This window comes from Sulfitobacter sp. 1A15299 (assembly GCF_043556915.1).
Classification (GTDB): Bacteria; Pseudomonadota; Alphaproteobacteria; order Rhodobacterales; family Rhodobacteraceae; genus Sulfitobacter.
In genome coordinates, this window is sequence record NZ_JBIFFJ010000023.1 from 1 (window position 1) to 23,283 (window position 23,283).

A 23,283-nucleotide genomic window follows, 5' to 3' on the forward strand; every position below is an offset into this window, starting at 1 on the left:
CTGTTCGTCTACCTGCGCGAGCGCCAGAAGGCGCTGCGCGTGACCCGTTTGCAGGGCGGGCGGCGGGCTTAAGCCGCCACCTCCACCACCACCTTGCCCGTCGCCTTGCGGTCGCGCAGCAGGGCCAGCGCCTCGTTGGCCTGTTCCAATGGCATGACGTTGCTGACATGGGGTTTCAGCTTGCCCGCCGCATACCATTTGATCAGTTCGGCGAAACTGTCGGTCAGCACCGAAGGTTTGATCTTGGCATAGCCGCCCCAGTAAAAGCCCAGCACGGTGAGGTTCTTGACCAGCAGGATATTGGCCGGAATCTGCGGCACCTCGCCACTGGCAAAGCCCAAGGGGATCAGCCGCGCTTCGGGGTTGCAGGCGCGCATGGCGGCTTTGAACTGATCGCCGCCTACCGGGTCATAGACCACATCCGCCCCGCCCAATTCCTTGACGATGGCGCGGATGTCGTCGGTTTCGGAATTGATCAGGTGATCGGCGCCCGCCTCTTTGCAGACGGCCAGTTTGTCGGCGCCGCGCGCCACGGCGATCACCTCGGCCCCCATTAGCTTGCCCAGTTCCACCGCCGTCAGCCCGATGCCGCCCGATGCGCCCAAAACCAGCAGCCGCTCGCCCGGCTGCAACCGCGCCTTATAGTCCAACGCCACATGGCTGGTGCCATAGGCAATGAGAAAGGCCGCCGCGTCGACCGCCGTCATCTCTTCGGGGATCGGCACGCAGACCGCGGCCGGAATGGCGGCATATTCGGCCAGACCGTCAAACCCGGTATAGGCCGCCACGCGCTGGCCGACCTTCAGGTGCTCCACCCCCGCGCCCAGAGCGGTGATCCTGCCCGCCATCTCCATCCCCAGCGTGAAGGGCAGCGGCGGCTTTTCCTGATAGGTGCCTTTGATGATCAGCAGGTCGCCGAAGTTCAGCCCGCAGGTCTCGACCTGCACCAAAACCTCGCCCTGCCCCGGCATGGGCATCTCAAGCTCTTGCAGGGTAAGCGGTTCGTCATAGGCGGTGACTTGCATGGCGCGCATCGGTCTGTCCTTTCGTGCTGCTTTGGCCAGAAGAGGCCAGAAGCCAGCGCGCTTGGCAAGACCCGTGGCCCGCGCCGCTGCGTCAGCCGGGCATGATCACCAGCCGGATGCCATAGGCCACCACCGCCAGCAGGGCGACGCTGGCCAGCCAAAGCGCCACGAACCAGCCCGCGCGTTTCAGCCAATGGCGCATCAGTGATAGCCCTCCTCAGGGTCGATCTTGCCACGGAACACCCAATAGGCGTAGGCGGTGTAGCTCAGGATCAGCGGCAGCAGCACCAGCGTGCCGACCAGCGCGAACATCAGGCTGTCATCCGGGGCGGCCGCCTCGGCGATGGTCAGGCTTGGCGGGACCATATGCGGGTAGAAACTGATCCCGATGCCGATGAAGCCCAGCACGAAAAGCGCCAGTGCGCAGAAGAACGGCTGTTTGTCGCCACGGCGTTGCAACCCGCGCAGCATCCCGAAAGCCGCCAGCGCCACCAAGAGAGGCACAATGCCGCTGAAGAGCGCGGTGGGCCACGCGAACCAGCGTTCGAAATAGACCGCATCGGTGAAGGGTGTCCAAAGGCTGACCAGCCCCATGAAGACCAGGGTCGCCACCGCCAGCGGCCATGCGAGACGGCGCATATGCGCCTGAATGCGGCCCTCAAGCTTCATGTTGAGCCATGTCGCACCCAGCAAAGCATAGCCCGTGGTCACCGCCACCCCGGTCAGGATCGAGAAGGGGGTGAGCCAGTCCCACCAACCGCCCGCATAGGCGCGGCCTTCGATCTCGATCCCCTGCACCAGCGCGCCCAAGGCGATGCCCTGACAGAAGGAGGCCACCAGCGAGCCGCCGAAGAATGCCATATCCCACAGCGGTTTCCAGCGTTTCGTGCGCCAGCGGTACTCGAAGGCGACGCCGCGAAAGATCAGCCCCAGCAGCATCAGGATGATCGGCATGTAAAGCGCGGGCATTACCACCGCATAGGCCAGCGGGAAGACGGCGAAGAGCCCGCCGCCGCCCAGCACCAGCCATGTCTCGTTGCCGTCCCAGATGGGGGCGACCGAGTTCATCATCACGTTGCGCTCGCCCTCGTCCTTGGTCATCGGAAAGAGCAGCCCAACACCCAGATCGAAGCCGTCGAGGATGACGTAGATCAGCACCGCCCCGGCGATGATCCCGGCCCAGATGAACGAAAGTTCAAGTCCAAACATCTCAGCTCTCCTCGCCCTTGTTATGCGCGGTCCTGTCTCTGACCGCGGCCTCTTCGCCGACAGCAAGGATCGGCCCGTCATCCTGCGCGAGGTCATCCTGCGCCGCGTCACGTTCGTCCTCCAGCACATGGCCGACAACGGGTTTGCGCATCATTGCCAGAATATACCAAGTGCCCGCACCGAAGACGAAGAAATACACCACGATGAAAGCGATCAGGGAGGTCGCGACCGCCGGGGCCTCGATCGGGGCGAGGCTGTCGGAGGTCCGCAATAGACCGTAGACCGTGAAGGGCTGCCGCCCGACCTCGGTCGTGATCCAGCCCGCCAGCACCGCGACAAAGCCGGTCGGCCCCATCACCAGCGCCAGACGGTGCAGCATCGGCGCATCGTAAAGCCGCCCGCGCAGCCGCGCGAAGGCCGCCCAAAGTCCCAGCCCCAACATGGCAAAGCCAAGCCCGATCATGATGCGGAAGGACCAAAAGACGATGGCCACCGGCGGCTCGTCTTCGTCCGGGATCGTGTCGAGCCCGTCGAGCGGTGCGTTCAGATCGTGCTTGAGGATCAGCGACGACAGTTTGGGGATCTCCACCGCGTAGTCGATGCGCTTTTCCTCGGGGTTCGGGATACCAAAGAGGATCAGCGGCGCGCCCTCGGGGTGGCTGTCGTAATGCCCCTCCATCGCCATGACCTTGGCGGGCTGATGCTCCAGCGTATTGAGGCCATGCATGTCGCCCGCGAAAATTTGCAGCGGGGTAACCAACAGAAGCATCCACATCGCCATGGAGAACATCCGCCGCGCGGCCCGGTCGGCGTGATCACGCAGCAGATGCAGCCCCCCGACCCCGCCCACGACCAGCGCGGTGGTGAGATAGGCCGCCAGCACCATATGCACCAAACGGTAGGGGAAGGAGGGGTTGAAGACGATGGCCCACCAATCCTCGGGCACGAATTGCCCCACGTCATTGATGGCAAAGCCCGCGGGCGTCTGCATCCAAGAGTTCACCGAAAGGATCCATGTGGCCGAGGCCAGCGTGCCAAGCGCCACCAGCGCTGTCGCGAACATATGCAGCCCGTCGCCCACCCGCTTGCGGCCAAAGAGCATGATGCCCAGAAAACCCGCCTCAAGGAAAAAGGCCGAGAGCACCTCATAGGCCATCAGCGGCCCGACCACCGGCCCCGCCTTGTCAGAAAAGACCGACCAGTTGGTGCCGATCTGGTAGGACATGACGATGCCCGAGACGACCCCCATGCCGAAAGCCACCGCAAAGATTTTCTTCCAATAGTCAAAGAGCTTCAGATAGGTCTCTTCGCGTTTCCACAGCCAGAGCGCGTTGAGCACGGCCAGAAAGCTCGCCAACCCGATCGAGAAAGCCGGGAAGATGATGTGGAACGAAACCGTGAATGCAAACTGCACCCGCGCTAGGATTTCGGCGGTGTAACCGTCGAGCATATGAAGCCCCCGCGTATTGTTTCCTGACCTATATAGGGCCGGGGGGCCGGAGAGGCACAGGCTAAATTGCCGCAGTGCTTGGCCCGCGCTCTAGCTGTCGAATGTGACCACGACGCGCAGCCCCGGCGCGTTGTCGGCAAGATCCAGCCTTGCCCCATGGAGTTTCGCCACCCCATCGACCAGCGCCAGACCCAGCCCATGCCCCGGCGTGCCCCGGCTGCGATCCAGCCGGTAAAGGCGCTGCAACACTTTGTCGCGGTCCTCAGCCGGAATGCCGGGGCCGCCGTCCGCCACCGTGAGCGTGACCTGCCCCGCCGCCTGTTTCAGCGCGACCTCCACCGCCGCAGCGTCGCCGGAATGGCGCAGGGCGTTTTCGATCAGATTGGCCAGCAATTGCCCCAAAAGCGCGCGGTCGCCGGTAACATAAACGGGCGTTTCGGGCAGGTCGCAGCGCAGGTGTTTGCCCTGCTCCCCTGCTGCGGGCTCGTAAAGCTCGACCATGGTGCGGCAAAGCGCGGTGAGGTCGACTGGGGCAAAATGGGCCCGGGCCTCGCCCTGCTCCACCTGCGCCAATTGCAGGAGCGATTGAAAGATCGCGGCGATGCCCTCCAACTCGGCCCGGGCGCGGGCCAGCGGTTCGGCGCGGTCCGCGCCCGCAGCCTCGGCCCGGTCCAGATCGTCAAGATGAACCGAGACGCGCTGGATCGGGGTCTTCAAGTCATGCGCGATATCCAGTGACACCTGCCGCAGCGCCGCCACGGAAGTTTCCTGCGCCCGGGCCATCTGGTTCACCGCCTCGCCGATGCGCAGCAGGTCGTCCGACCAGCGCGGCCCCGGCGCGACCCTTGCGGCCAGATCCCCCGTTGTCAGCCGGTCCAGCGTGGCGCGGATCACCTCCACATGGCGTTTGGAACGGCGGGCAAGGATCAGCCCGCCCGACAGCGCGATCAGCACCGTGGGCAGCAGGCTGACCAACAGAATATTAACAAAAACCTCGCGCAGGGCCGTGATCTCGGCCCGGCTGCGCGCGATGGTCAGAAGCCCGCCATAAAGCGTGTCCGTCAGGGTCAGATAAACCCCGGTATACTGTGCCCGCGCCGCGCCGATCGAGACGATGTGATAGCCCTCGTTATCCCGTGCGATGGCCCCGTTGCCATAGATGCGCCCGTTGGGGCCGATGTAGCTGAGGATCAGCCGGTTGGGATCGGTCTCACGCGATTCCGCCTCGACCAGCCGCGCGAGGGCGGCGGCACCGGGGGCGGCGCGGAAGCCTGCCATGTCCTGTGCCAGATCGGCGCGGATCGCCTGTTCGAAAGACCGTTGGGTGACCGCATAACTCGCGGCAAGGCTGAGCAGGCTGACGATGGTGAACAAAAGCACCAACAAAAGCGCCAGACGTAGTGGCATCGACCGCCAGAGCCCCGCCAGCCGCGCCATCATGCGTCGATCCTATAGCCCGCGCCGCGCACGGTCTGGATGAGTTCGCTGTCAAAGGGCCGGTCGACCTTGGCCCGCAACCGGCTGATATGGGTCTCCACCACATTGGTCATCGGGTCAAAGGAAATGTCCCAGACCGCCTCCAGCAGCATGGTGCGGGTCTGCACCCTGCCCTTGCGGCGCAAGAGATGCTCCAGCAAGGCAAATTCGCGCGGCAAGAGGTCGATCTCTTGGCCCGCCCGCGTCACCCGACGGCTGATCAGGTCCATGGTCAGGTCGCCCGCGCGCAGGGTGGTCTCCTGTTCCAGCGCCTGCGGGCGGCGCGCCAGCGCGTTGACCCGCGCCGAGAGCTCTCCGAAGGCGAAGGGTTTTACAAGGTAATCATCCGCCCCGGCATTCAGCCCGTCGATCCGGTCCTCCACCGCGCCCATGGCCGTGAGCAGCAGCACCGGCGTCGCATTGCCCGCCCCGCGCAGGGTTTTCAACAGGGTCAGCCCGTCCAACGCGGGCAGCATCCGGTCAAGGATCAGCACGTCATATTGCCCGGTGGTGGCCTGCACCAAACCGTCGCGGCCATCAGCCACCACATCCACCGCATGCCCCTCTTCGCGCAGGCCGCGCGCGATATAGGTGCTGGTGGTGGCATCGTCTTCGACAACAAGAAGTTTCATCGCGGTCTCATGTAGGATCGCCCTTGGATTATGCCAAATTCGCCGCCCGTACAGCCCAGAGGCGGCAATCTCACAAATTTGTATAGGGCGCGGCAAGGCACTGTAAATCCGCAGGTCCAGATAGGCTCCCGGAACGACCGAATGCACAGCAAGGAGCATGAAATGACCAAACCCCTTTCCAAAGCCCCCCGCGCCGCCGCCCTTGCGCTCAGCGCCGCGATGGCCGCCACGCCGATGCTGGCGCTGGCCCCCTCGGCTGCGCTTGCGGTCCCGCCTGGCGGCTACGCCGACCTTGTCGAGGCCGTCTCTCCGGCCGTCGTCTTTATCGAGGTGACCGCGAAGCAGCAAACTGCGCAGATCCAGCAACAATTGCCCCCCGGCATGCCCGAGGAACTGCGCCGCCGGTTCGAGCATATGCTGCCTGACCAGCACGGAGGCGAAGCAACGCCGCGCCAAGGTTTGGGCTCGGGCTTCATCATCTCTGAGGATGGTCAGATCGTGACCAACCACCACGTCGTCGCAGGGGCCGAGACCGTGACCGTAAAGCTCGCCGATGGCCGCACGTTCGACGCCGAAGTGGTGGGCAGTGACGCGATGACCGACATTGCGCTGCTGAAAGTCTCTGCGGATGTGGACCTGCCCAGGGTCGACTTTGGCACATCAAAAACCGTGCGCGTGGGGGATGAGGTCGTGGCCGTGGGCAACCCCTTCGGCCTTGGCGGCACCGTCACTTCGGGCATCGTCTCGGCCCTGTCGCGCGACATCCAGTCCGGCCCCTTCGATGACTTCATCCAGACCGACGCGGCGATCAACCGCGGCAACTCAGGCGGGCCGCTGTTCAACAACGAGGGCGAGGTCGTGGGCGTGAACACCGCGATCCTGAGCCCCGGTGGCGGCTCGGTCGGCATCGGCTTCTCGGTGCCCTCGGATCTGGTGCAGACCATCGTCGCCGATCTGGCCGATGATGGGTCGGTCGAACGGGGCTGGCTGGGCGTGCAAATCCGGCCCATGACCCCCGAGGTCGCCAATGTGCTCGGCTATGACGAGCCGCGCGGCGCGGTGATCGAGGCGATCACCGAGGACAGCCCCGCCGCCAAAGCGGGCCTTAGGAAGGGCGACATCATCCTGTCCTTCGGCGGCACGGAGGTGGACGATCTGCGTGACCTGACCCGTGCGGTGGCCACCACCACGCCCGAAAGCGCGGCAGAGGTCGTCGTGCTGCGCAAAGGGTCTGAACAGACCCTCGACGTGACCGTGGGCGTGCTGGAACCCAAGCCGGCGTGACCCATGCCTTCCCGGCGCCCCTCATGCCGCCGGGAAGCCCCCCAGCCCTTACCCCTCGCCGGGGCTGGGCAGCCTGCCCCGGTGGTCCTGCACTGCCGGGGCTTTTTACGGGCCCGTACCGCCGCCATCGCCTTCGCCGGAGGGCGCGTTGTGCAAATGGAACCGCACCAGTTCCGCCACCGAATTCGCCTCAAGCTTGCGCATCACCCGCGCGCGGTGCACCTCGACCGTCTTGATGGAGATGTCCATCTCGCTGCCGATCTCACGGTTCGACAGCCCGGCCGCCACCCGCTCGAACACCCGATGCTCCTGCGGAGTGAGCCGGGCCAGCAGCTGTGCGTTTTCGACTTCTGCCGCCTTGCTCTTGCGCCGGGCCGCATCGGCTTGAAGGGCGGCATTGATCAGGTCGAGCATGTTTTGGTTGTTGAAGGGTTTTTCGATGAAATCCACCGCCCCCGCCTTCATCGCAGTCACGGCGGTAGAGACATCGCCGAAGGCCGTCATCAGGATCAGCGGCAGTTCGATCCCCCGCGCGTTCAGCGCCTTTTGCAACTCCAACCCGCTCATCCCCGGCATCCGCACATCGCTGACCAAACAGCAACACCCGTTGTCTTCGTAGCGATCAAGGAACGCCGACGCCGACGCCGACGCGAAAGGAATGGCGCGCAGCCCGACGGAACCCAGCAACCACACCAGAGATTCCCGCACCGCGGCGTCATCATCGACGACGTAAACGATCCCCTCTTCCGACATTCTACTTTTGCACCTCCAATGGCAACCGCACGGTCAGGCAGGCGCCCTCGGCATCGGATTTCGTCACGGCGATCGTTCCGCCATGGGACAGAACGATCGTTTCGCAAATCGCCAGCCCCACGCCAAGCCCCTTGTCCTTGGTCGAGCGGAAGGCGCTGAACGCGGTCTGCGCGGGCATGTCCGGGGCAAAGCCGCGCCCCGCGTCGGCCACGTCGATCACGATCTCACCGGCTTCGCATCGCGCGGTGACCGACACTTCGGCGTCTTCACGCTCCGCCTCGCGACAGGCGTCGATGCCGTTCTTGATCAGGTTGATCAACAGCTGCTCGATTTCGATCCGCGCGCAATGCAGGGTGACCTCCCCACATTGATCGTCGATGGTCACGGCGACCCCGGTGGCCGAGCTTTCGGGTTGGATCAGCAGCTGCACCGAGCGGAGGATCTCGTCAAAGCGGACCGCATCGCGGTCGGCATCGTCGTTATGCAGATAGTTCGACATGGAGCGCAGGATGGCGCTGGCCCGTTCAGATTGGCTTTGCATATTGTTGAGCACGGCGATCATATCCTCTCTCTCAAGCTGGTCGTTCTTGGCACGCAGCACGCAGCCTGCGGCAAAATTGTGAATAGCGGCTAAAGGTTGGTTCAACTCATGGGCGATGGCGGCGGTCATCTGGCCCAGAGTTTCGCGCCGGTTGAGCAGTTGCAGCGCCGTTTCATGCCGGTGCAGCCGCTCTTCGCGCTCGACCTTTTCGGTGATGTCAGAGGCGATGGTCAAAAGCCCGCCTGCGGCCACGGGGTAATCCGTCACCTCCAGCCAACGGCCCGTGGAGGTCCGCGCACGAAAGAACTTGGCCGGGGTGTTGCGCCGGTCGCGCCGCTGCGCACTCCAACGGGTCTTGCCTTCGGTGGTCGTCGCCAATTTGCCGGTCTGGGTGAAATGGGCGAGCAATTCATCGAAGTGTTTTCCGATGATTTCGCCCTCCATCCCGGCATAGGTCGCGCGATATTCCTCGTTGCAATAGACCAGACGGTCGCTGCTGTCGAAAAGCGCCACCATGGTCGAGATGTTCTCGAAAGCCAGCGCCAAAGCCTCCAGCGCGCTTTTGCGCTCGGTCTCGGCGGTGGCGATTTCGGTCATGTCGAAACAAGTGCCGCGATAGCCTGCCAGTTCCGCTTGGGCGTCGAAGAAAGGTTTGCCCGACATGTCGATCTGCCGCGCCCGCCCCTTGCCCAAGGGCAGGACCAATCGCAGATCGCGAAAAGCTTCTCGCGCGGCGAAGCGTTGTTTCAGCAGGTCGTAATCGCCTTGGTCCTTTGCCACATTGGCGTCGGAAAGGGTTTTGCCCAGATCGAAAATCGGGGTTTCGCTGTCGGTCTGACGGCCCCCGCCTGACAAAAGAGGTAAAACGCCCCTCGGCGTCCATCTCCCAGACCCAATCGGTCGCGCTTTCGGTGAAGTCGCGAAAGCGGGTTTCGCTTTTCACCAGTTCGGTCAGCACGTTCTGCTGATCCGTGACATCTTGGATCGCGGCCAGAAGATGTGCGTGCCGGCCCCGGTCCAGACGGCGAATACAGGCGCGCGCTTCGATCTGGCGTCCGCTGGCGGCAAGGAACTTGACGTTCTCCACCACATCGCGTGGACGGCTGCCGGCCATATGCAGATTGTTGCGGATCGTGGCGCGGCTGCGCGGCTCCACGAAACTTTGCCCCTGCTGCCACATCTCGCGCAGGTTCTGCGCGTCGCGGCCCAATAGAGCCTCCACTTCGGGCGAGGCATCGACCAGCGCGCCCTGCTGATCCCATTCCAGATAGCCGATCCCCGCCACCTCTGCCGCCAGCGCATGTTTCGCCGCGCTGACCTCTGCCTCATGCACCGCGTCCTGCACGGCGGACCGGTCCATGATCATCACCAGCACCCCCACCACCTGCCCCCGGTCGGACAGCGGCTGATAGACCGCCGCCCCTTGGGTGCGGTCCAGCACGGGGCGCGAAAAGTCGAAATGCCAGGTGACCTGCCGCCCGGCCAAGGCCTTTTCAAGGTTGTCCGAAATCTCCTCCAGCAGGTCCGGCGGGACGATCTGCGACAGGTGTTTGCCCACGACCTCATCCGTTGGCCTGCCTAAGGACGCGCTATAGGCGTCATTGACGAAAGCATAGGTCATATCGGGCGTGAGAAAGGCCGCCTGCACCGGCAAATGGTCGAGGAAGTCGGGCAATCTGCGCCGTGTCTCATCGGTGTTGGCGGTGTTTTGCAACTTGCGCCGGTTGCGCATCACGCGCCAGACCTGTGCCACCAGCACCGCAAGCGCCGCCACCGCGAAGACCAGTTCGATCGGATCGCCATAAGCGCCGCCGCGCGGGGCCGACGCCAACACCACGACGATATAGAGCGTCAAGACCGCAACCGCGCCCACCACGGCGAAACGGTTGACCGCATCGCCGATCTGTCTGGCGATCATCAAGCCAGACAAGACGATCCCGCACAGCGCAATCAATGTAAACGCCGCGACCAAGCTCATGCGCACCTCTACTTTTCCTCGAAAGGTCTGTTCTTTTGGCCCCCCTGTCTATTGGGGGAAACCCTGACAAAGAGCGATTAATCCGCCTCGCAATACGGGTATACGATGGCGCGCCGAAAATTCGTGAAAATATCTGCCCTAATTTCAGCAGCTTGTTCCTGCCTATAGGGGATAACCCTGACCCCGCTGGGGCTTTGCCCAATTGGCGACAAATTTTCGGGTCGCTAGCCTCTGGCCACCTACGGAATTAACCGTGTGTTTTATGGTCAAAACGCGGATTTTACAGTGACAGATAGTGAAACCCCACCCTCGAAGGCTCCTGCCGAACAGCCACAGCAGACAAAGACGCCCACCCGGGCCGATCTGATGGAGATTCGCAGCCTCTACGCTCAGGCCGACGCGATGGCCGAGGCGGCGGAGAAAGCGGGCAAGTCCGACGGTGAGGCGCCGCCTGCCGCTGCCCCGCCCGGCACGATCCCGCCCCCACCAAACGCCGAAGAGGGCAACGACCAAAATGACGCGGGCTAAGCGCCGAGACGGTTCACTTCGTGCTGTTGGACACCACATGGTCGCTGTCGATCCCGCCCAGCGAATGAAACAGGCCCGACGTATTGCTGACCCCGAATTTCTTGAGCAGTTTCGCGCGATAGACCTCGACGGTCCGGTGCGAAATATCGAGGTTGAGCGCGATCTGCTTGCTGGTCAGCCCCTCTGCCAGATGGCTCAGGATCTCGCGCTCGCGTCGGGTCAGCGGCAAATAGGGCCGCTCGGCAGAGAGGTCCGCAAAGCTCCAGACCGCGCGGTCGAGCGGGCGTTCGGGGGTGAAGGAATGGCCGCGCACGCGGCACCAGAACAGTCTGCCGTCGCGCCGCGCCATGATGCGCTCATCCCAATAGGTATTGGTCTTGCGCAGCTGGTCCACGCCGCGGTCGCGGATGTTCACGAACTCTTCGTCCGAGGGGTAGAGAATGGCGAAAAGCTGGTCGCGCAGGTCGGCGCGCGCATAGCCGAACATCGCCGCGAAGGCGTTGTTGCAGTCGCGGATACAGCGGTTCTCGGTCACCACAAGCCCGACGGGCGCATGAACAAAGGCAAGCTCTTCAAAGCGCCCCTGCGCAAAGCAATCGTCGGTACGTATTTCCACCATCTTGCTCCGTTTAACTCTATTTCGGATGCTGAAACCGCAAGCTAGTCGACGGGAGGAGACGGCGCAACACGGCGCTGGCCCGCGCAGGGAGGACGCGATGCTAAAACGCAAGCGCATGGCGGCGGGGCCATGATCGCGCGGGTACGGCTGGCAAGGGGCAAGGGCGTGGGTGGCATCACCCGCGCTATGTCCATGGCAATCCGGAAAGGTGCGCGCCAATGACCGCCCCTCACTCCCGCTTTGTCCCCGTAATGGGCCATGAGGTGCATGTCGCCGAATGGGGTGATCGTAAGAAGCCTGCATTGCTCATGCTGCACGGTCTGGCCCGCACCGGGCGCGATTTCGATGAGGCCGCTTCCGCCCTGTCGCGGGATTTCCATGTACTCTGCCCCGATATGATCGGGCGCGGAAAGTCAGGTTGGGCCCGCGACCCCGAGGTGGACTATTCCGTCGACCACTACGCGCGCATCGCGACAGGGCTCTTGGATCACTTTCAGATCGACCGCGCCGCGTGGTTCGGCACCTCTCTGGGCGGGATGATCGGAATGCATGTGGCCTCAAGCTCCGCGGCGCGGCGCGTGAGCGCTTTGGTGGTGAACGACATCAGCCCCGAACTGCCCGAGGCGGCGGTCCAGCGCATCCTCTCCTATGTGGGCAACCTGCCCGCCTTCGACAGTTTCGCGGAAGGAGAAGCCTGGCTGCGCCAGACCTACGCGCCCTTCGGCCCGGCGGCGGACGCCTATTGGCAGCGTATGGCGCGCACGTCGCTGCGGCGCCGTGGGGATGGGCGGCTGACCCTGCATTATGATCCGCGCATCACCGTGCAATTCACCGCCTCGGCGCATGAGTTGTCGACATGGGACCGTTGGGCAGAGACCCGCACGCCCACACATCTGTTGCGCGGCGCCCAGTCGGACCTGCTGCCCGCCGAAGCCGCAAGGCACATGACCCAAAGCGGACCCCGCCCCGGCATGACCGAATTCCCCGACTGCGGCCATGCCCCCAGCATGTCCAACCCCCAAGATATCGCTCTGTTGCGTCGCGTTCTGATTGAATTGACGGGCCAATCCGGCCCCGATCAGGGGCCCCATTTGCAAATTTGACGCTACCGCCCCGCCATTTGAGCGCATCCCGGTATTTTCCTTGCGTCAACAAAGTACTGTGCGGTCTAATGTCCCCGGGACGCATCCGGCCCTCAGAAGGTCGGAGCGGGGAGGACAGGGACCACTTTGGGCAAAGCCGGCATGGATAAGATCAGAAATGCGCTGTCTCAGCGCGCGAAACGGATTATCGTGCTGGTCATGCTATGCGCTATCGTCCTTGGCTTTGGTCATCGGATCGAAACGCTGTCCTATCAAACCTACATGCAGGATCTGGAGCTCGACACCACCCTAGAGCTGATCGAAGTGCGTGAACGGATCCGGGCGGATATCTTCGAGCAGATTCTGAAACTGCGCGAATTGGCCACCGTCATCAGCGAGAATCCGACGATCACCCAATCCGAATTCAGCGCCCGCGCGGCAGAGTTCATGGCCGAGAACCCGGATGTGATCAACCTCGCCGTGGCACCCGACCTCGTTGTCACCATCGTCCACCCCTATGAGGCCAATCGCGGCGTGCTGGGGCTGGACTACCGCCAGAACGCGGCGCAATTGCCAAAAGTCGAACAGGCCATGCAAAGCGGCGAGGGGCTGGTGACCGGCCCGGTCGATCTGGTGCAGGGCGGGCGCGGGCTGATCCTGCGGCATCCGATCTTTGATTCAACCGGCACCACTGCCGCGCCGGATACGCCTTGGGGCATTCTGTCGATGGTGGTGGATTACGATGCCGTCGTCAGCCGGTTGCAAATCCCCGAACTGACCGAGAAATACGATCTGGCCATCCGCGAGTTGACGCCAGAGGGAGAGGTCGAACAGACCATCATCGGCGACCCCGAAATGACCTTGGACGACCCGATCAAACTCAACTTCAGCTTTGCCTTTGGCACGTGGCAACTGGCCGCCACGGTCAAGGGCGGCTGGCCAGAGCACCGCCCGGACTTCTGGCTGAACTGGCTCTTGCGTCTGCAAGGCGCGCTCGGCGTTACGATTTTTGCGTGGTACATCATGCGGCTGGCCGACAACCGCAAACTTGCCGAAGAACGGCTGCGCACCGGTGTCGAAGCCCTGGACCACGGTTTCGTCATGTATGACGCCAAGGGCACCTTGGTGCTTTGTAACGAAAAATACCGCGAGATTCATGGCTATAGCGACGTGGTGAAGCCGGGATCGACCTATGAAAGGATCGTGCGGGACAGCATCCGGCGCGGGCTGGTTCCCGATGCCGTCGGCAAGGAAGAGGAATGGATCCGCATTTGGCTGGAGAAACGGGAGAACGGCGCCTTCGAGACCGAGCAGCGCATGCCCGATGGCCGCATCATCCGCACCTCGGACCGGCGGATGAAAGATGGCAGCGTCGTGGGCCTACGGATCGACGTGACCGACCTGAAGAAGGCGCTTTTGACCGCCGAGGACGCGAACAAGGCCAAGACCGATTTCATGGGCGTGCTGAGCCATGAGCTGCGCACGCCGCTGACCGTCATTCTGGGCCATGTCCGCCTTGCGCGGCATTTCGACCGGACCCCGGCGGCGCGCGACCTATGCACCGCAATCGAGGCCGACCCCCAGACCCGCGAAACGCTCTCTCCCAAGCTTTCGGCGACGATGGCCAAGCTGGGCGACATCATGCAGACGGTCGAGCGGTCGGGCAATCACCTGCTGACCCTGATCAACGAGGTGCTCGACTTTGCCAAGATCGACGCGGGCAGCCTGTCCATCGCGATGGAGCCGGTGCAGATCGACGATATCGTCAGCCCAACCGCCGACCAGCTGCGCCCGATGATCGAAGACAAAGGGCTGGAATTAAAGGTGAAATCGGCCAGCGGCGTGATGCTGGCGGATGGCAAACGCATCCAGCAGGTGCTGATCAACCTATTGAGCAATGCCACGAAGTTTTCCGACGAGGGGACCATTTCGCTGACCTGCCGCATTCGCGGCGAGGTGGTGGAATTCCGCGTGACGGATTCGGGCATCGGCATCCCCGAGGATGAGTTGGAGCGCGTTTTCGAGCCTTTCCATCAGGTCGATTCCACCGCCACCCGGCGCTTTGGCGGCACCGGGCTGGGCCTTGCGATTTCGCGCGACATCGCCACCGCCCATGGCGGCAGCCTTGTTGCGACCAGCATCATGGGCAAGGGCAGCAGCTTTTTGCTGACGCTGCCCCTGCGCCCTGCCATTGCCGTCGCCGCCGCCGAAGCGCGGGAGGCCGAATTGGCCTGAAGGCCGCGCGTCGGCACTTCGAGATCGCGGCTTACCGCGCGGGCAGGTGCTCCACCACTTGCTCCTGTGCGCCCAGCCCCTGCACACCCAGCCGAACCCGGTCGCCGGGGCTGAGATAACGCTGCGGTTTCAGCCCCATGCCCACGCCCGGCGGGGTGCCCGTGCAGATCAGGTCGCCCGGCTCCAACTGGATGAATTCGGACATATAGGAGATAATCGTCGCCACATCGAAGATCATCTTTTCCGTAGAGCCGTCTTGCAGCCGCTCGCCGTTGACTTCGGTCCAAAGCGACAGCTTGCCCGGATCGCCCAACTCATCCCCCGTCACGAGCACTGGCCCTGTCGGGCAAAAGTTGGGAAAGCTCTTGCCCTTGACCCATTGCCCGCCCCGCTCGGCCTGCCATGCGCGCTCGGACACGTCGTTGACGACGCAATAGCCCAGCACATGATTCAGCGCGTGATCGCGGCTGACGTTCAATGCGGTGCGCCCGATCACCACGCCCAATTCGACCTCCCAATCAAGTTTGCTCATCTGCTGGGAATAGAGAAGCGGATCGTTCGGCCCGCAATAGGTACGGCTGGCCTTGTTGAACAGGATCGGCTCGCGCGGCACCTCCATGCCCGACTCCGCGGCATGGTCGGAATAGTTCAACCCGACGCCCCAGATGTTGCGCGGCTGGCTGACCGGTGCGGCGATGCGCTGGCCTTGGGTTTGGGCCAGTGGCAGCCCTTCCAGATCGACACCCTCCAACACGTCGCGCAAGGTCGGGATTGTCTCGGGCGTGAAGTCCGGCACAAGGGCGCTGACATCCCGCGCCTGCCCTGCCGCATCCAGCACCACCGGCGTTTTCGCGCCGTCCCGCGCCCCGTATCGCATCAATCGCATGGTCAAATCTCCCCTCTTCGCGACCCTCGTTGGCCGTACCATAGCTACTGGGTTGGCGATGACCACCGCTTTGCAACGGCGTGCACGCCGCCTCTGCCAATCGGCATCGGTCTGCCTATCGGGGTGAAAAGTCTTGTTCTTGCCCCAATTTGGCCGTTGCGGCATTGGCAGCGGAGCCCGAGGGGGATACCTTGGGTAAACATCTGCCTGTTCGCCAAGACAGATGCAAAGACCACGACAGAGGCAAATATGAACGACTTTTACAACGCTCTGGCGGATTTCGACGATCCGCTGCGGCAACTCTATATGCTTGCTGTCGAACCTGACCTCTCTGTCGAAGACAAGATCACCAAGCTTTTGCAACTGGGTACAGAGGCGCTTGACCTCGAACTTGGCATCGTCTCCCGCGTGGATCACCCGGTCTACGAATGCGTCTATGTCCATGGGCCCGATTGGGCGCCCGCCCCCGGCAGCACCTTCGACATCAATGGCACCTATTGCCTGCATACGCTTGGCAACGATGATGTGACCTCTTTTCATCATGCGGGCCAGCAAGAGATTTCGGCCCATCCCTGCTATCAGAACTTTGGACTGGAAAGCTACATCGGGGCACCGCTGAAAGTTGGGGATGCGCTTTTCGGGACGTTGAATTTTTCCGGCACTGCCCCGCGGCCCGCCCCGTTCAGCAAGGCGCAGATACAATTCGTTCGTTTCCTCGCCCGATGGCTGAGCAGTGAGCTGTCTTTGCAATCCGAGCGCCGCGCGCTGCGCGAACAGCGCGGGCTGCTCAAGGCGATGGTCGATGCGGTGCCCGAGGCCATCATCATGGCCGATCCCAACCGCCGCGTGGCCATGGTCAACCCGGCGGTGGAAACGCTGTTCGGCTACACCCCTGACGCGCTTTTGGGCCGGCAGACGGCGGTTCTTTACGAAACCCTCGGCAGCTACGAACGTATGGGCGAAGAGCTTTCAAACGCTGGCACGGCAAGCAAGGAAAGCGGCTTTACCGTCGCCTGCCGCCGGTCCGATGGTTCTACCTTCGAGGGGCAAGTCGCCACCGCCAAGGTCGAGACTGACCGAGGCGAGCATCTGGGCTATCTCGGTGTGGTGCGCGATGTCAGTGAGCAGCGCGAGTTTGAACGCGCCAAGGACCAGCTTATCGCCACCGTCAGCCATGAGATGAAAACCCCGCTGACCGCGCTGACCGGGGCGCTGCGCTTGCTTGAGTTGAACCCGGACGATCTGCCGCCGCAAAAGCGCAAACTGTTGCAGCTTGCGATGCGCAACGCGCGGGCGATCGATCAGATGGTGGGGGATATTCTGGATGTCGAAACCCTGCGCAGGCCGGATCAATCGGGGTTCTCCGAACGCCCCTTGGCGCCGCTCTTGGCGCAAGCCTCGGAGACCTTGGTCTCCTACGCGAAAGAGCGCGGAGTGGGCTTGGAAATGACCCCCTCCGAAGCCCCTGCCCCCCTGTTGCGGCTGCACGAAGGGCGGCTTACGCGGTTGTTGTCGAACCTGCTGTCGAACGCGATCAAAGCCTCGGACGAAGGCGGCACGGTTCAGCTTGGCCTGTCGGAGGATGGCACCGGGTTCTGGGTCAAAGACCACGGCAGCGGCCTGCCTTTGGAACTGCAACCGGTTCTGTTTGAGCGGTTTTCCCGCGGTTCCAGCTACCGGGTCGAAGAAGGGCACGGGCTGGGCATGAGCATTGTCAAAGCCATTGTCGATCAGCATCTCGGGGAAATCCGCTTTGAGACCGCCGAGGGCGAAGGCACGACCTTTTTCGTGGATTTCCCGCCGCTCGAAGGGCGGCCGGATGCGGTGGCCGCCTCCTGACGACGCACCGCGGCCCCGGCGAGCATCAGGTCAGAAAAGCCTCAAGCGCGTGCAACGTGCGGTCGATCCCGGCGGCGGTGGTCAGCACCCCCGGCGACATGCGCAGGGTCTGGCTGCGGTTGTCGACGTAGATCTCCAGCGCCGCCAATTGCGCCACCACATCCGCCGCATCTATGTGATCGGGCAGAACCACCATAAGGCTGCCGCCGCGCTGGTCCGGGTCCGCCGGGCTGGCAAGGGTCAGGCCCATCCCCTCAAGCCCCGCCTGTAGCTGCGCGGTCAGCTTGCGGTTATGCGCCGCCAAGACTTCGGTGTTCTGCCCCATGCGCCACCTCATCGCCGGCAGGCTGGCCACCGCAGGAACGGTCGAGGGTGTGCCACTGTCGAGCCGCCGAATGTCGGGCGCGAATTCGAAAGCCTCCAGGTCCCAAGAGAACGGGTTGCCTTGCGAGAACCAACCGCGCATCTCGGGCTGGCACTGCGGGATCAGATCGGCATCCATATAGACGATCCCCGCCCCGGGCGTGCCGCACATCCATTTGAGGCTGGTCGACAGGGCGAAATCGACACGCGGCGCGGTCACGTCATAGGGCAGCAGCCCCACGGCCTGCGTCATATCCACCCCAATGAGCGACCCCATCTTGCGGCCATGGGTCACCAGTTGCGGGATGTCCAAGCGGTGCGAAGTCGTCGAGCTGACCCATGTGAGCAAGGCCAGCGCCACCTCCTCATCCCAATGGGTGATGATGTCTTCGGCCTCGACCCAATGCCCCCCTTGCCGGATCGGCACAGTGTTCAACGTGAAACCAAAACGCTTCGACAGGCCGGTGAGCAGGAAGTGCAGAGAGGGGAAACCATCCTCGGCCACCAAGACTTTCTTGCCGCGCAGGGTGCCTTCGGGCAACGCACCGATAACGGCCATCAGCCCGGTGGTAACGCTCTCTGTCGTGGTGACGGTGCCCTTCGGCGCGCCGATCAACGCGGCCCAGAGGTCGATGAACTGCTGGCGTTTGGGCAAGACATCGGCCCATTGATCGCCGTTGGGCGCGGCCCATGCATCGGTGAAATCGGTGAGCCCGGCCAGCATATCCGCATGTTTGCCGGGGTATTGGCCGATGGAGTGATAAAGGAGATAGGCGTCGCCCGTTCCTGTTTCTGTGGACATTGTAATCTCCGTAGGGTGTTGGCCGCGCAAGCGCGCGGGGCGGTAGTCTTGTGGGAGTTCGGACAGCTTCGGCTCAGCGGTAGCCGCGCTTGTAATGCTGCTCTAGCCAGCCGGTGAAACGGACCATCGGCCAAAGGATCGCGATATAGATCAGCGCGGCTAGCAGCAGCGGTGTGGGGTTGGCGAAAAGCGCCTGCGCGTCAGTGGCCTGTTTCAGAAGATCATCCATCGCCACGACCGAGGCCAATGAGGTGTCTTTCATGATCGCCACCGCATAGGAGGCCAGCGGCGGGATCATCATGCGAAACGCCTGCGGCAGGATCACCTTGCGCATGGTGGTAAAGAAGGACAGGCCAAGCGCATCGCAGGCCTCGAACTGGCCGCGCGGCACGGCTTCGATCCCGGCGCGCACGACCTCTGCCGTATAGGCCGCGAGCACCAGCGCCAGCGCAATGGTCGCCCCCACGAACGAGGAAAAGACGATGCCAGCGAAGGGCAGCGCGTAGTAGACGAGGATCAGCACCACCAGCACCGGAATGGCGCGGAAGATATCCGTATACAAAACCGCCAGCAGCCGGAACGGCTTGGCCGCATAGAGCCGCACCAGACAGACCAGCACGCCAAGGATACCGCCAAAGAAAATCGCCGAAGCGCCCAGCAGAATGGTGTTGAGCAGCCCGCGCATCAAGATCGGGAAAGCGCGGCGCATTACGTCGAGATTGAAGAAGATGTCGATGATTTCCATGGCGCAGTCCGTCAGTTTGATCGCGGGGGGCGAGCCAAAGGCCGCAGGCAGGGCAGCGCCCCGCCCACGCCCCCAAGGCATCAGTCAGCCGAGGTGGGCACCGGCAGAGGGGTCACCGCAAGGCTGCCTTCGGCAGGGGCCACGCCAAGCCATTTTTCATAGAGCGCCGCCATGGTGCCATCCTCTTTCATCGCAGAGATCGCATCGTTGACCGGCTCCAGATACTCAGAGCCCTTGGGCATCATGATCGCGAATTTATCGCCCGTCGGAATCTCGACCGAGACTTGCAAGCCCTGCATCGTCGGCTGGGCAAAAGCGTAACGCAGGCTGACGATATCGTTTACCGCCGCGTCGATCCGGCCACTGCGCAGATCGGTCAGCATATTGGCGGTGGTGTCATAGCTGGCATAGGATTTATAGCCGAGCTCATCCTCCCGCTCCTTCAACCAATTCTCCGGGAAAGAGGTGGCGATGGAACCGATACGCTTGCCCGCCAGCCCGTCGAGGTCGGCGATCCCGGCATCGGTCTTGGTGCCGACCCCCAAAGCGCCCGAGAAATAGGGCTGCGTGAAAGACTGCGCCTCAAGCCGCTCCTCGGTGATGGTGAGCGAGGAAATCACCGCATCCACCCGGCCCGAGGCGGTGGCCACGAAAAGCGCGCGGAAGTCGTAGCCGCTGATCTCGGTCGTCTTGCCAAGCCGGGCGGCGACCTCATTGATGATGTCGACCTCGAACCCCTCGAAGGCGCCCGCTTCGTTCTTGAACTCCCACGGCGGGTTCGCCGGGTAAGAGCCGATTTTCAGCACATCCTGCGCCATGGCAGAGACGCCCGACAGTGTCGTCAGCGCCGCGACGGTGAGGCCAACGATCAGATTATTTTTCAGATTCATGTTTTGCTCCCTGTGAACGCCCCCGCGCAGCGCGGCAGGCTTTCCCCTATTGGCTGCCAGTTTTCGTATACGAATTCAATTGAATTTTACAAGTATGCAAACTTATACCTAGCCATACGGGTATTTCTTGCGCATGTTCGGCGTGCAATCGCATACATTTTAATGAGGTCGGAATGCCCCGCTCAGCCAAGCGCCATATGAAAGATCAGATCTACGACATCTTCCTCGGGCGCATTCAGCGGGGCGAGATCAACCATGGCGACCGCTTTGTCGACACCGCTGTCGCCGAAGAGTTCAACGTCTCTCGGATGCCGGTGCGCGATGCGTTGATGCGCCTGTCGCATGAGGGCTACCTCGACAGCACGACGCGGGGCTTCACCCTGCCCAACCTGTCGATGCGCCAGATTTGCGAGATTTTCGAGCTGCGCCGCTTGTTGGAGCCGCGCGCCGCGGCCCTCGCCACCAACCAACTGACCGGCGAGGACATCGCTACTCTGACCCGCGCGGTGGAGCAATCCGAGCGCACGTTAAAGACCGGCGATATCGAAAGCCTCTATGCCGCGTCCGAAGACATCCGCCGCACATGGATCATGGCCGTGCCCAACATCGAGTTACGCGACACGATCCTGCGCTACATGGCCCAGATTCAGGCCGTTCGCATGGCCACGCTGCGCGACGCGGTCGCGCATGAAACCCTTGTGGAATTGCAGCGCGACATGTTGCGCGCCTTTACCGCCCGCGATGCGGCCAAGGTCGAGCTTTTGCTGCTGCGCTACGTTCTGGCCGGAGAGGACAGCTTCCTGCGGCTGAAAGCCAGAGAGCAGGCGTAAACCGACGAAGCGACCGACCCTGCCCGCTCAACTTGCCTTGCACCGCGCCGAACCTGCCCCATATCTCTTTGCAAAGGACAACCGCGAGAGACCAAGATGGGCTATGTAAAGACAGCGATGCTGATGGCGGCAATGACCGCGCTTTTCATGGGGGTCGGCTATCTGATCGGCGGATCGGGCGGCGCGCTGATCGCGCTGGTGGTGGCGGCGGGGATGAATGCCTTCACCTGGTGGAACTCCGACCGCATGGTGCTGAAGATGCACAATGCGCAGCCCGTCTCGCCGGGGGACCGCGCGGGGCTCTACGCCATGACGGCAGAGCTTGCGCGTAATGCGGGCCTGCCCGAGCCCAAGGTCTATCTGATCGACACGCCCCAGCCCAACGCCTTCGCCACCGGGCGCAATCCGGCCAATGCCGCCGTGGCGGTGACCAAGGGGCTGATGCAAAGCCTCAGCCGCGAGGAACTGGCGGGCGTCATCGCGCATGAGCTGGCCCATATCCGCAACCATGACACGGCGATCATGACCGTCACGGCCACTTTCGCCGGTGCGATTTCGATGCTGGCAAACTTCGCGCTGTTCTTTGGCGGCGCGCGAGAACGGATGGGGATGATCGGCACGCTGATGATGATGCTCCTCGCCCCCATGGCCGCCGCTTTGGTGCAGATGGCGATCAGCCGGACCCGGGAATATGCCGCCGACAAGGCGGGGGCCGAGATCTGCGGCCAGCCGCTCTGGCTGGCCTCGGCGCTTGAGAAGATCGCCATGGGGGCTGCGCGGATCGACAATCACGCGGCAGAGCGCAACCCGGCCACGGCGCATATGTTCATCATCAACCCGCTCCACGCGCATAAACATGACAATCTTTTCGCCACGCACCCGGCGACGGAGAACCGCATCGCGGCCCTGCGTGCGATGACACCTGACGCCGCGCGAGGGCGCGCCGAAAGCCCGCGCCCCACCAGCAGCAGCAGCCGCATCCCCAAGACCGGCAGACGCCGCGACGCGGGGCCATGGCGCTAGGCTGCGCTTAGCCCCGCCGCCAGTAGGCGGTGCAAATCTGGCGGGTTTTATCCATGCCGAGCTGGGTTTTGAAATGCCCGCGCAATTGCTGCGCGTTCTGGAACTCTCCGGCGAAAAAGGCATAGCCCAAACCGTCATCCGTCAGCGCCTGCGCATGGCCAAGCACTTCGGCCTCGAACGTGGCGGGCGGCAGGGCATGGACGCGCAGCTTGGTCTTGGGCAGGTAGTCGCGATAGGACACGCCGCGCGGCAAAGCTGCCACCACATCGCCCACCGCATCCTCGGGCAGCCGCGCCAATAGCTGCGCCACGGCAGGCAGCCCCGTGCCGTCGGCGGCAAGGAAATAGGATGAGGCTTCGGGCAAGGCGCTGATGCCCACCGGCCCCATCGCACCGATCCGCTGCCCGGCGTGGGCGTTCTGCGCCCATTGCGAGATCAGGCCGGATCCGTGGCGGACCACGTCGATATCGACCTCTTCGCGCTCGGGGCGGATGTTCTTGAGCGTGACGTAGCGGGCGTGCAACTCGTCCGCACCCTTGGGCCAGACCGGCGCCCCATTGGCGCCCATCACCGGCCAGACCGGCGTGCGGCTGGCATCGCGCGGCAGGATCAGGCGCAGATGAATGCCCTGCGGGGCAAGTTCGGCAATATCCGGATAGTGTAGGGTGACGCGCTGCATCCCTTCGAACAGGATTTCGCTGTTCAGCACCTCCAGCAAACGGAAGTTCTGCGGCGTCTCTCCGACCTCCTGCGCCACGCCCTGCCAGCGGATGCGATCGGCCAGCGCGGGGTCGAATTCCGCCACATGATGGACCATGCCCTCTTTCGAAAATTGCATGGCGTTTTCGCTAGGCGCCTGGAGGCTGACCTCCAGCCCACGCGGGCAGAGATCGAACGCCACCCGGTAGCCGTCTTGCTCAAACACATGGCCCGTCGGCCCCTTGGCGCGGAAGGCCATGCCGTGATCATCGACAAGATGGGACAGGATTTGCGACAGCAGATCCTGCGGGGCGTCCATGGGGATGGTGGTCTTGGCTTTTGCGATGGTCATCTGCGGCTCCTCCCGAGGCTAAGAAAAGCGCGGCACACGAGG

22 protein-coding genes are annotated in these 23,283 nt (G+C 63.3%); 7 read left to right on the forward strand and 15 right to left on the reverse strand.

Going from position 1 to position 23,283, the window contains the following annotated elements; translation table 11 throughout:
* Nucleotides 1–68: 68 nt before the first annotated feature.
* The 6 genes from ACGYK7_RS15445 to ACGYK7_RS15470 all read right to left on the reverse strand — a co-directional run bounded on the left by ACGYK7_RS15445 (nucleotide 69) and on the right by ACGYK7_RS15470 (nucleotide 5,792).
* On the reverse strand, nucleotides 69–1,034 hold the full coding sequence (locus tag ACGYK7_RS15445) for an NADPH:quinone oxidoreductase family protein (RefSeq protein WP_394403399.1): 966 nt from the start codon (nucleotides 1,032–1,034) through the stop codon (nucleotides 69–71).
* 82 nt (nucleotides 1,035–1,116) lie between these two features.
* Complete coding sequence (locus ACGYK7_RS15450; protein ID WP_136720396.1) at nucleotides 1,117–1,227, reverse strand: DUF2474 family protein; 111 nt, start codon at nucleotides 1,225–1,227, stop codon at nucleotides 1,117–1,119.
* Entirely contained in the window at nucleotides 1,227–2,234 is a 1,008-nt protein-coding gene (gene cydB / locus ACGYK7_RS15455) for a cytochrome d ubiquinol oxidase subunit II (protein WP_394403400.1), read from the reverse strand. Before cydB ends, ACGYK7_RS15450 begins: the two co-directional genes overlap by 1 nt.
* A 1-nt stretch (nucleotide 2,235) precedes the next feature.
* Complete coding sequence (locus ACGYK7_RS15460; RefSeq protein ID WP_394403401.1) at nucleotides 2,236–3,684, reverse strand: cytochrome ubiquinol oxidase subunit I; 1,449 nt, start codon at nucleotides 3,682–3,684, stop codon at nucleotides 2,236–2,238.
* A gap of 90 nt (nucleotides 3,685–3,774) precedes the next feature.
* Complete coding sequence (locus ACGYK7_RS15465) at nucleotides 3,775–5,124, reverse strand: ATP-binding protein (protein ID WP_394403402.1); 1,350 nt, start codon at nucleotides 5,122–5,124, stop codon at nucleotides 3,775–3,777.
* Nucleotides 5,121–5,792: a winged helix-turn-helix domain-containing protein gene (locus ACGYK7_RS15470; protein ID WP_394403403.1), complete on the reverse strand. Its 672-nt coding sequence runs from the start codon at nucleotides 5,790–5,792 to the stop codon at nucleotides 5,121–5,123. Before ACGYK7_RS15470 ends, ACGYK7_RS15465 begins: the two co-directional genes overlap by 4 nt.
* 162 nt (nucleotides 5,793–5,954) lie before the next feature.
* Here ACGYK7_RS15470 and ACGYK7_RS15475 point away from each other — a divergent pair, with 162 nt between their 5' ends.
* Nucleotides 5,955–7,076, forward strand: coding sequence for a Do family serine endopeptidase (locus tag ACGYK7_RS15475; RefSeq protein WP_394403404.1), 1,122 nt, complete (start codon nucleotides 5,955–5,957; stop codon nucleotides 7,074–7,076).
* A 105-nt stretch (nucleotides 7,077–7,181) separates the two neighbouring features.
* Here the strand turns inward: ACGYK7_RS15475 and ACGYK7_RS15480 are convergent, their stop codons facing one another.
* Genes ACGYK7_RS15480 through ACGYK7_RS15490 form a run of 3 tightly spaced genes read right to left on the reverse strand, consistent with a single transcriptional unit; the run spans nucleotide 7,182 to nucleotide 10,288 of the window.
* The gene (locus ACGYK7_RS15480; RefSeq protein WP_394403405.1) at nucleotides 7,182–7,829 is read right to left on the reverse strand and encodes a response regulator transcription factor; all 648 of its coding nucleotides are present in this window, start codon (nucleotides 7,827–7,829) and stop codon (nucleotides 7,182–7,184) included.
* A gap of 1 nt (nucleotide 7,830) precedes the next feature.
* The gene (locus ACGYK7_RS15485; RefSeq protein WP_394403423.1) at nucleotides 7,831–8,886 is read right to left on the reverse strand and encodes a sensor histidine kinase; all 1,056 of its coding nucleotides are present in this window, start codon (nucleotides 8,884–8,886) and stop codon (nucleotides 7,831–7,833) included.
* A complete protein-coding gene (locus ACGYK7_RS15490; RefSeq protein WP_394403406.1) occupies nucleotides 8,780–10,288 on the reverse strand; it encodes a PAS domain-containing protein in 1,509 nt (502 codons plus the stop codon). The genes ACGYK7_RS15485 and ACGYK7_RS15490 overlap by 107 nt, the downstream gene beginning before the upstream one ends.
* Before the next feature lie 345 nt (nucleotides 10,289–10,633).
* Between ACGYK7_RS15490 and ACGYK7_RS15495 the strand changes: the two genes are divergently transcribed.
* The gene (locus ACGYK7_RS15495) at nucleotides 10,634–10,876 is read left to right on the forward strand and encodes a hypothetical protein (protein WP_394403407.1); all 243 of its coding nucleotides are present in this window, start codon (nucleotides 10,634–10,636) and stop codon (nucleotides 10,874–10,876) included.
* Between the two features lie 13 nt (nucleotides 10,877–10,889).
* On the opposite strand, the gene ACGYK7_RS15500 is transcribed toward ACGYK7_RS15495, so the two are convergent.
* Nucleotides 10,890–11,495, reverse strand: coding sequence for a LuxR C-terminal-related transcriptional regulator (locus tag ACGYK7_RS15500; protein WP_394403408.1), 606 nt, complete (start codon nucleotides 11,493–11,495; stop codon nucleotides 10,890–10,892).
* Nucleotides 11,496–11,713: 218 nt separating this feature from the next.
* On the opposite strand from ACGYK7_RS15500, the gene ACGYK7_RS15505 reads away from it, so the two are divergent.
* Both ACGYK7_RS15505 and ACGYK7_RS15510 read left to right on the forward strand, forming a co-directional pair.
* A complete protein-coding gene (locus ACGYK7_RS15505) occupies nucleotides 11,714–12,598 on the forward strand; it encodes an alpha/beta fold hydrolase (RefSeq protein ID WP_394403409.1) in 885 nt (294 codons plus the stop codon).
* 141 nt (nucleotides 12,599–12,739) lie between these two features.
* A complete protein-coding gene (locus ACGYK7_RS15510; RefSeq protein WP_394403410.1) occupies nucleotides 12,740–14,812 on the forward strand; it encodes an ATP-binding protein in 2,073 nt (690 codons plus the stop codon).
* Nucleotides 14,813–14,843: 31 nt separating this feature from the next.
* Here ACGYK7_RS15510 and ACGYK7_RS15515 read toward each other — a convergent pair whose 3' ends face one another.
* The gene (locus tag ACGYK7_RS15515; protein ID WP_394403411.1) at nucleotides 14,844–15,698 is read right to left on the reverse strand and encodes a fumarylacetoacetate hydrolase family protein; all 855 of its coding nucleotides are present in this window, start codon (nucleotides 15,696–15,698) and stop codon (nucleotides 14,844–14,846) included.
* A 249-nt stretch (nucleotides 15,699–15,947) separates the two neighbouring features.
* Between ACGYK7_RS15515 and ACGYK7_RS15520 the strand changes: the two genes are divergently transcribed.
* Nucleotides 15,948–17,537: an ATP-binding protein gene (locus tag ACGYK7_RS15520; RefSeq protein ID WP_394403412.1), complete on the forward strand. Its 1,590-nt coding sequence runs from the start codon at nucleotides 15,948–15,950 to the stop codon at nucleotides 17,535–17,537.
* Between the two features lie 25 nt (nucleotides 17,538–17,562).
* Here the strand turns inward: ACGYK7_RS15520 and ACGYK7_RS15525 are convergent, their stop codons facing one another.
* The 3 genes from ACGYK7_RS15525 to ACGYK7_RS15535 form a co-directional block, all read right to left on the reverse strand.
* Nucleotides 17,563–18,702 (reverse strand): aminotransferase class V-fold PLP-dependent enzyme, encoded by a 1,140-nt coding sequence (locus ACGYK7_RS15525; protein WP_394403413.1) that lies wholly within the window; start codon nucleotides 18,700–18,702, stop codon nucleotides 17,563–17,565.
* A gap of 73 nt (nucleotides 18,703–18,775) precedes the next feature.
* Nucleotides 18,776–19,447: an amino acid ABC transporter permease gene (locus ACGYK7_RS15530; protein ID WP_067265504.1), complete on the reverse strand. Its 672-nt coding sequence runs from the start codon at nucleotides 19,445–19,447 to the stop codon at nucleotides 18,776–18,778.
* An 80-nt stretch (nucleotides 19,448–19,527) separates the two neighbouring features.
* Complete coding sequence (locus tag ACGYK7_RS15535) at nucleotides 19,528–20,337, reverse strand: ABC transporter substrate-binding protein (RefSeq protein ID WP_394403414.1); 810 nt, start codon at nucleotides 20,335–20,337, stop codon at nucleotides 19,528–19,530.
* Nucleotides 20,338–20,534: 197 nt separating this feature from the next.
* Here ACGYK7_RS15535 and ACGYK7_RS15540 point away from each other — a divergent pair, with 197 nt between their 5' ends.
* A complete protein-coding gene (locus tag ACGYK7_RS15540) occupies nucleotides 20,535–21,167 on the forward strand; it encodes a GntR family transcriptional regulator (protein ID WP_394403415.1) in 633 nt (210 codons plus the stop codon).
* Nucleotides 21,168–21,263: 96 nt separating this feature from the next.
* A complete protein-coding gene (htpX, locus tag ACGYK7_RS15545; protein ID WP_394403416.1) occupies nucleotides 21,264–22,190 on the forward strand; it encodes a zinc metalloprotease HtpX in 927 nt (308 codons plus the stop codon).
* A 7-nt stretch (nucleotides 22,191–22,197) separates the two neighbouring features.
* On the opposite strand, the gene ACGYK7_RS15550 is transcribed toward htpX, so the two are convergent.
* Entirely contained in the window at nucleotides 22,198–23,241 is a 1,044-nt protein-coding gene (locus tag ACGYK7_RS15550) for a siderophore-interacting protein (RefSeq protein WP_394403417.1), read from the reverse strand.
* Between the last annotated feature and the right edge of the window lie 42 nt (nucleotides 23,242–23,283).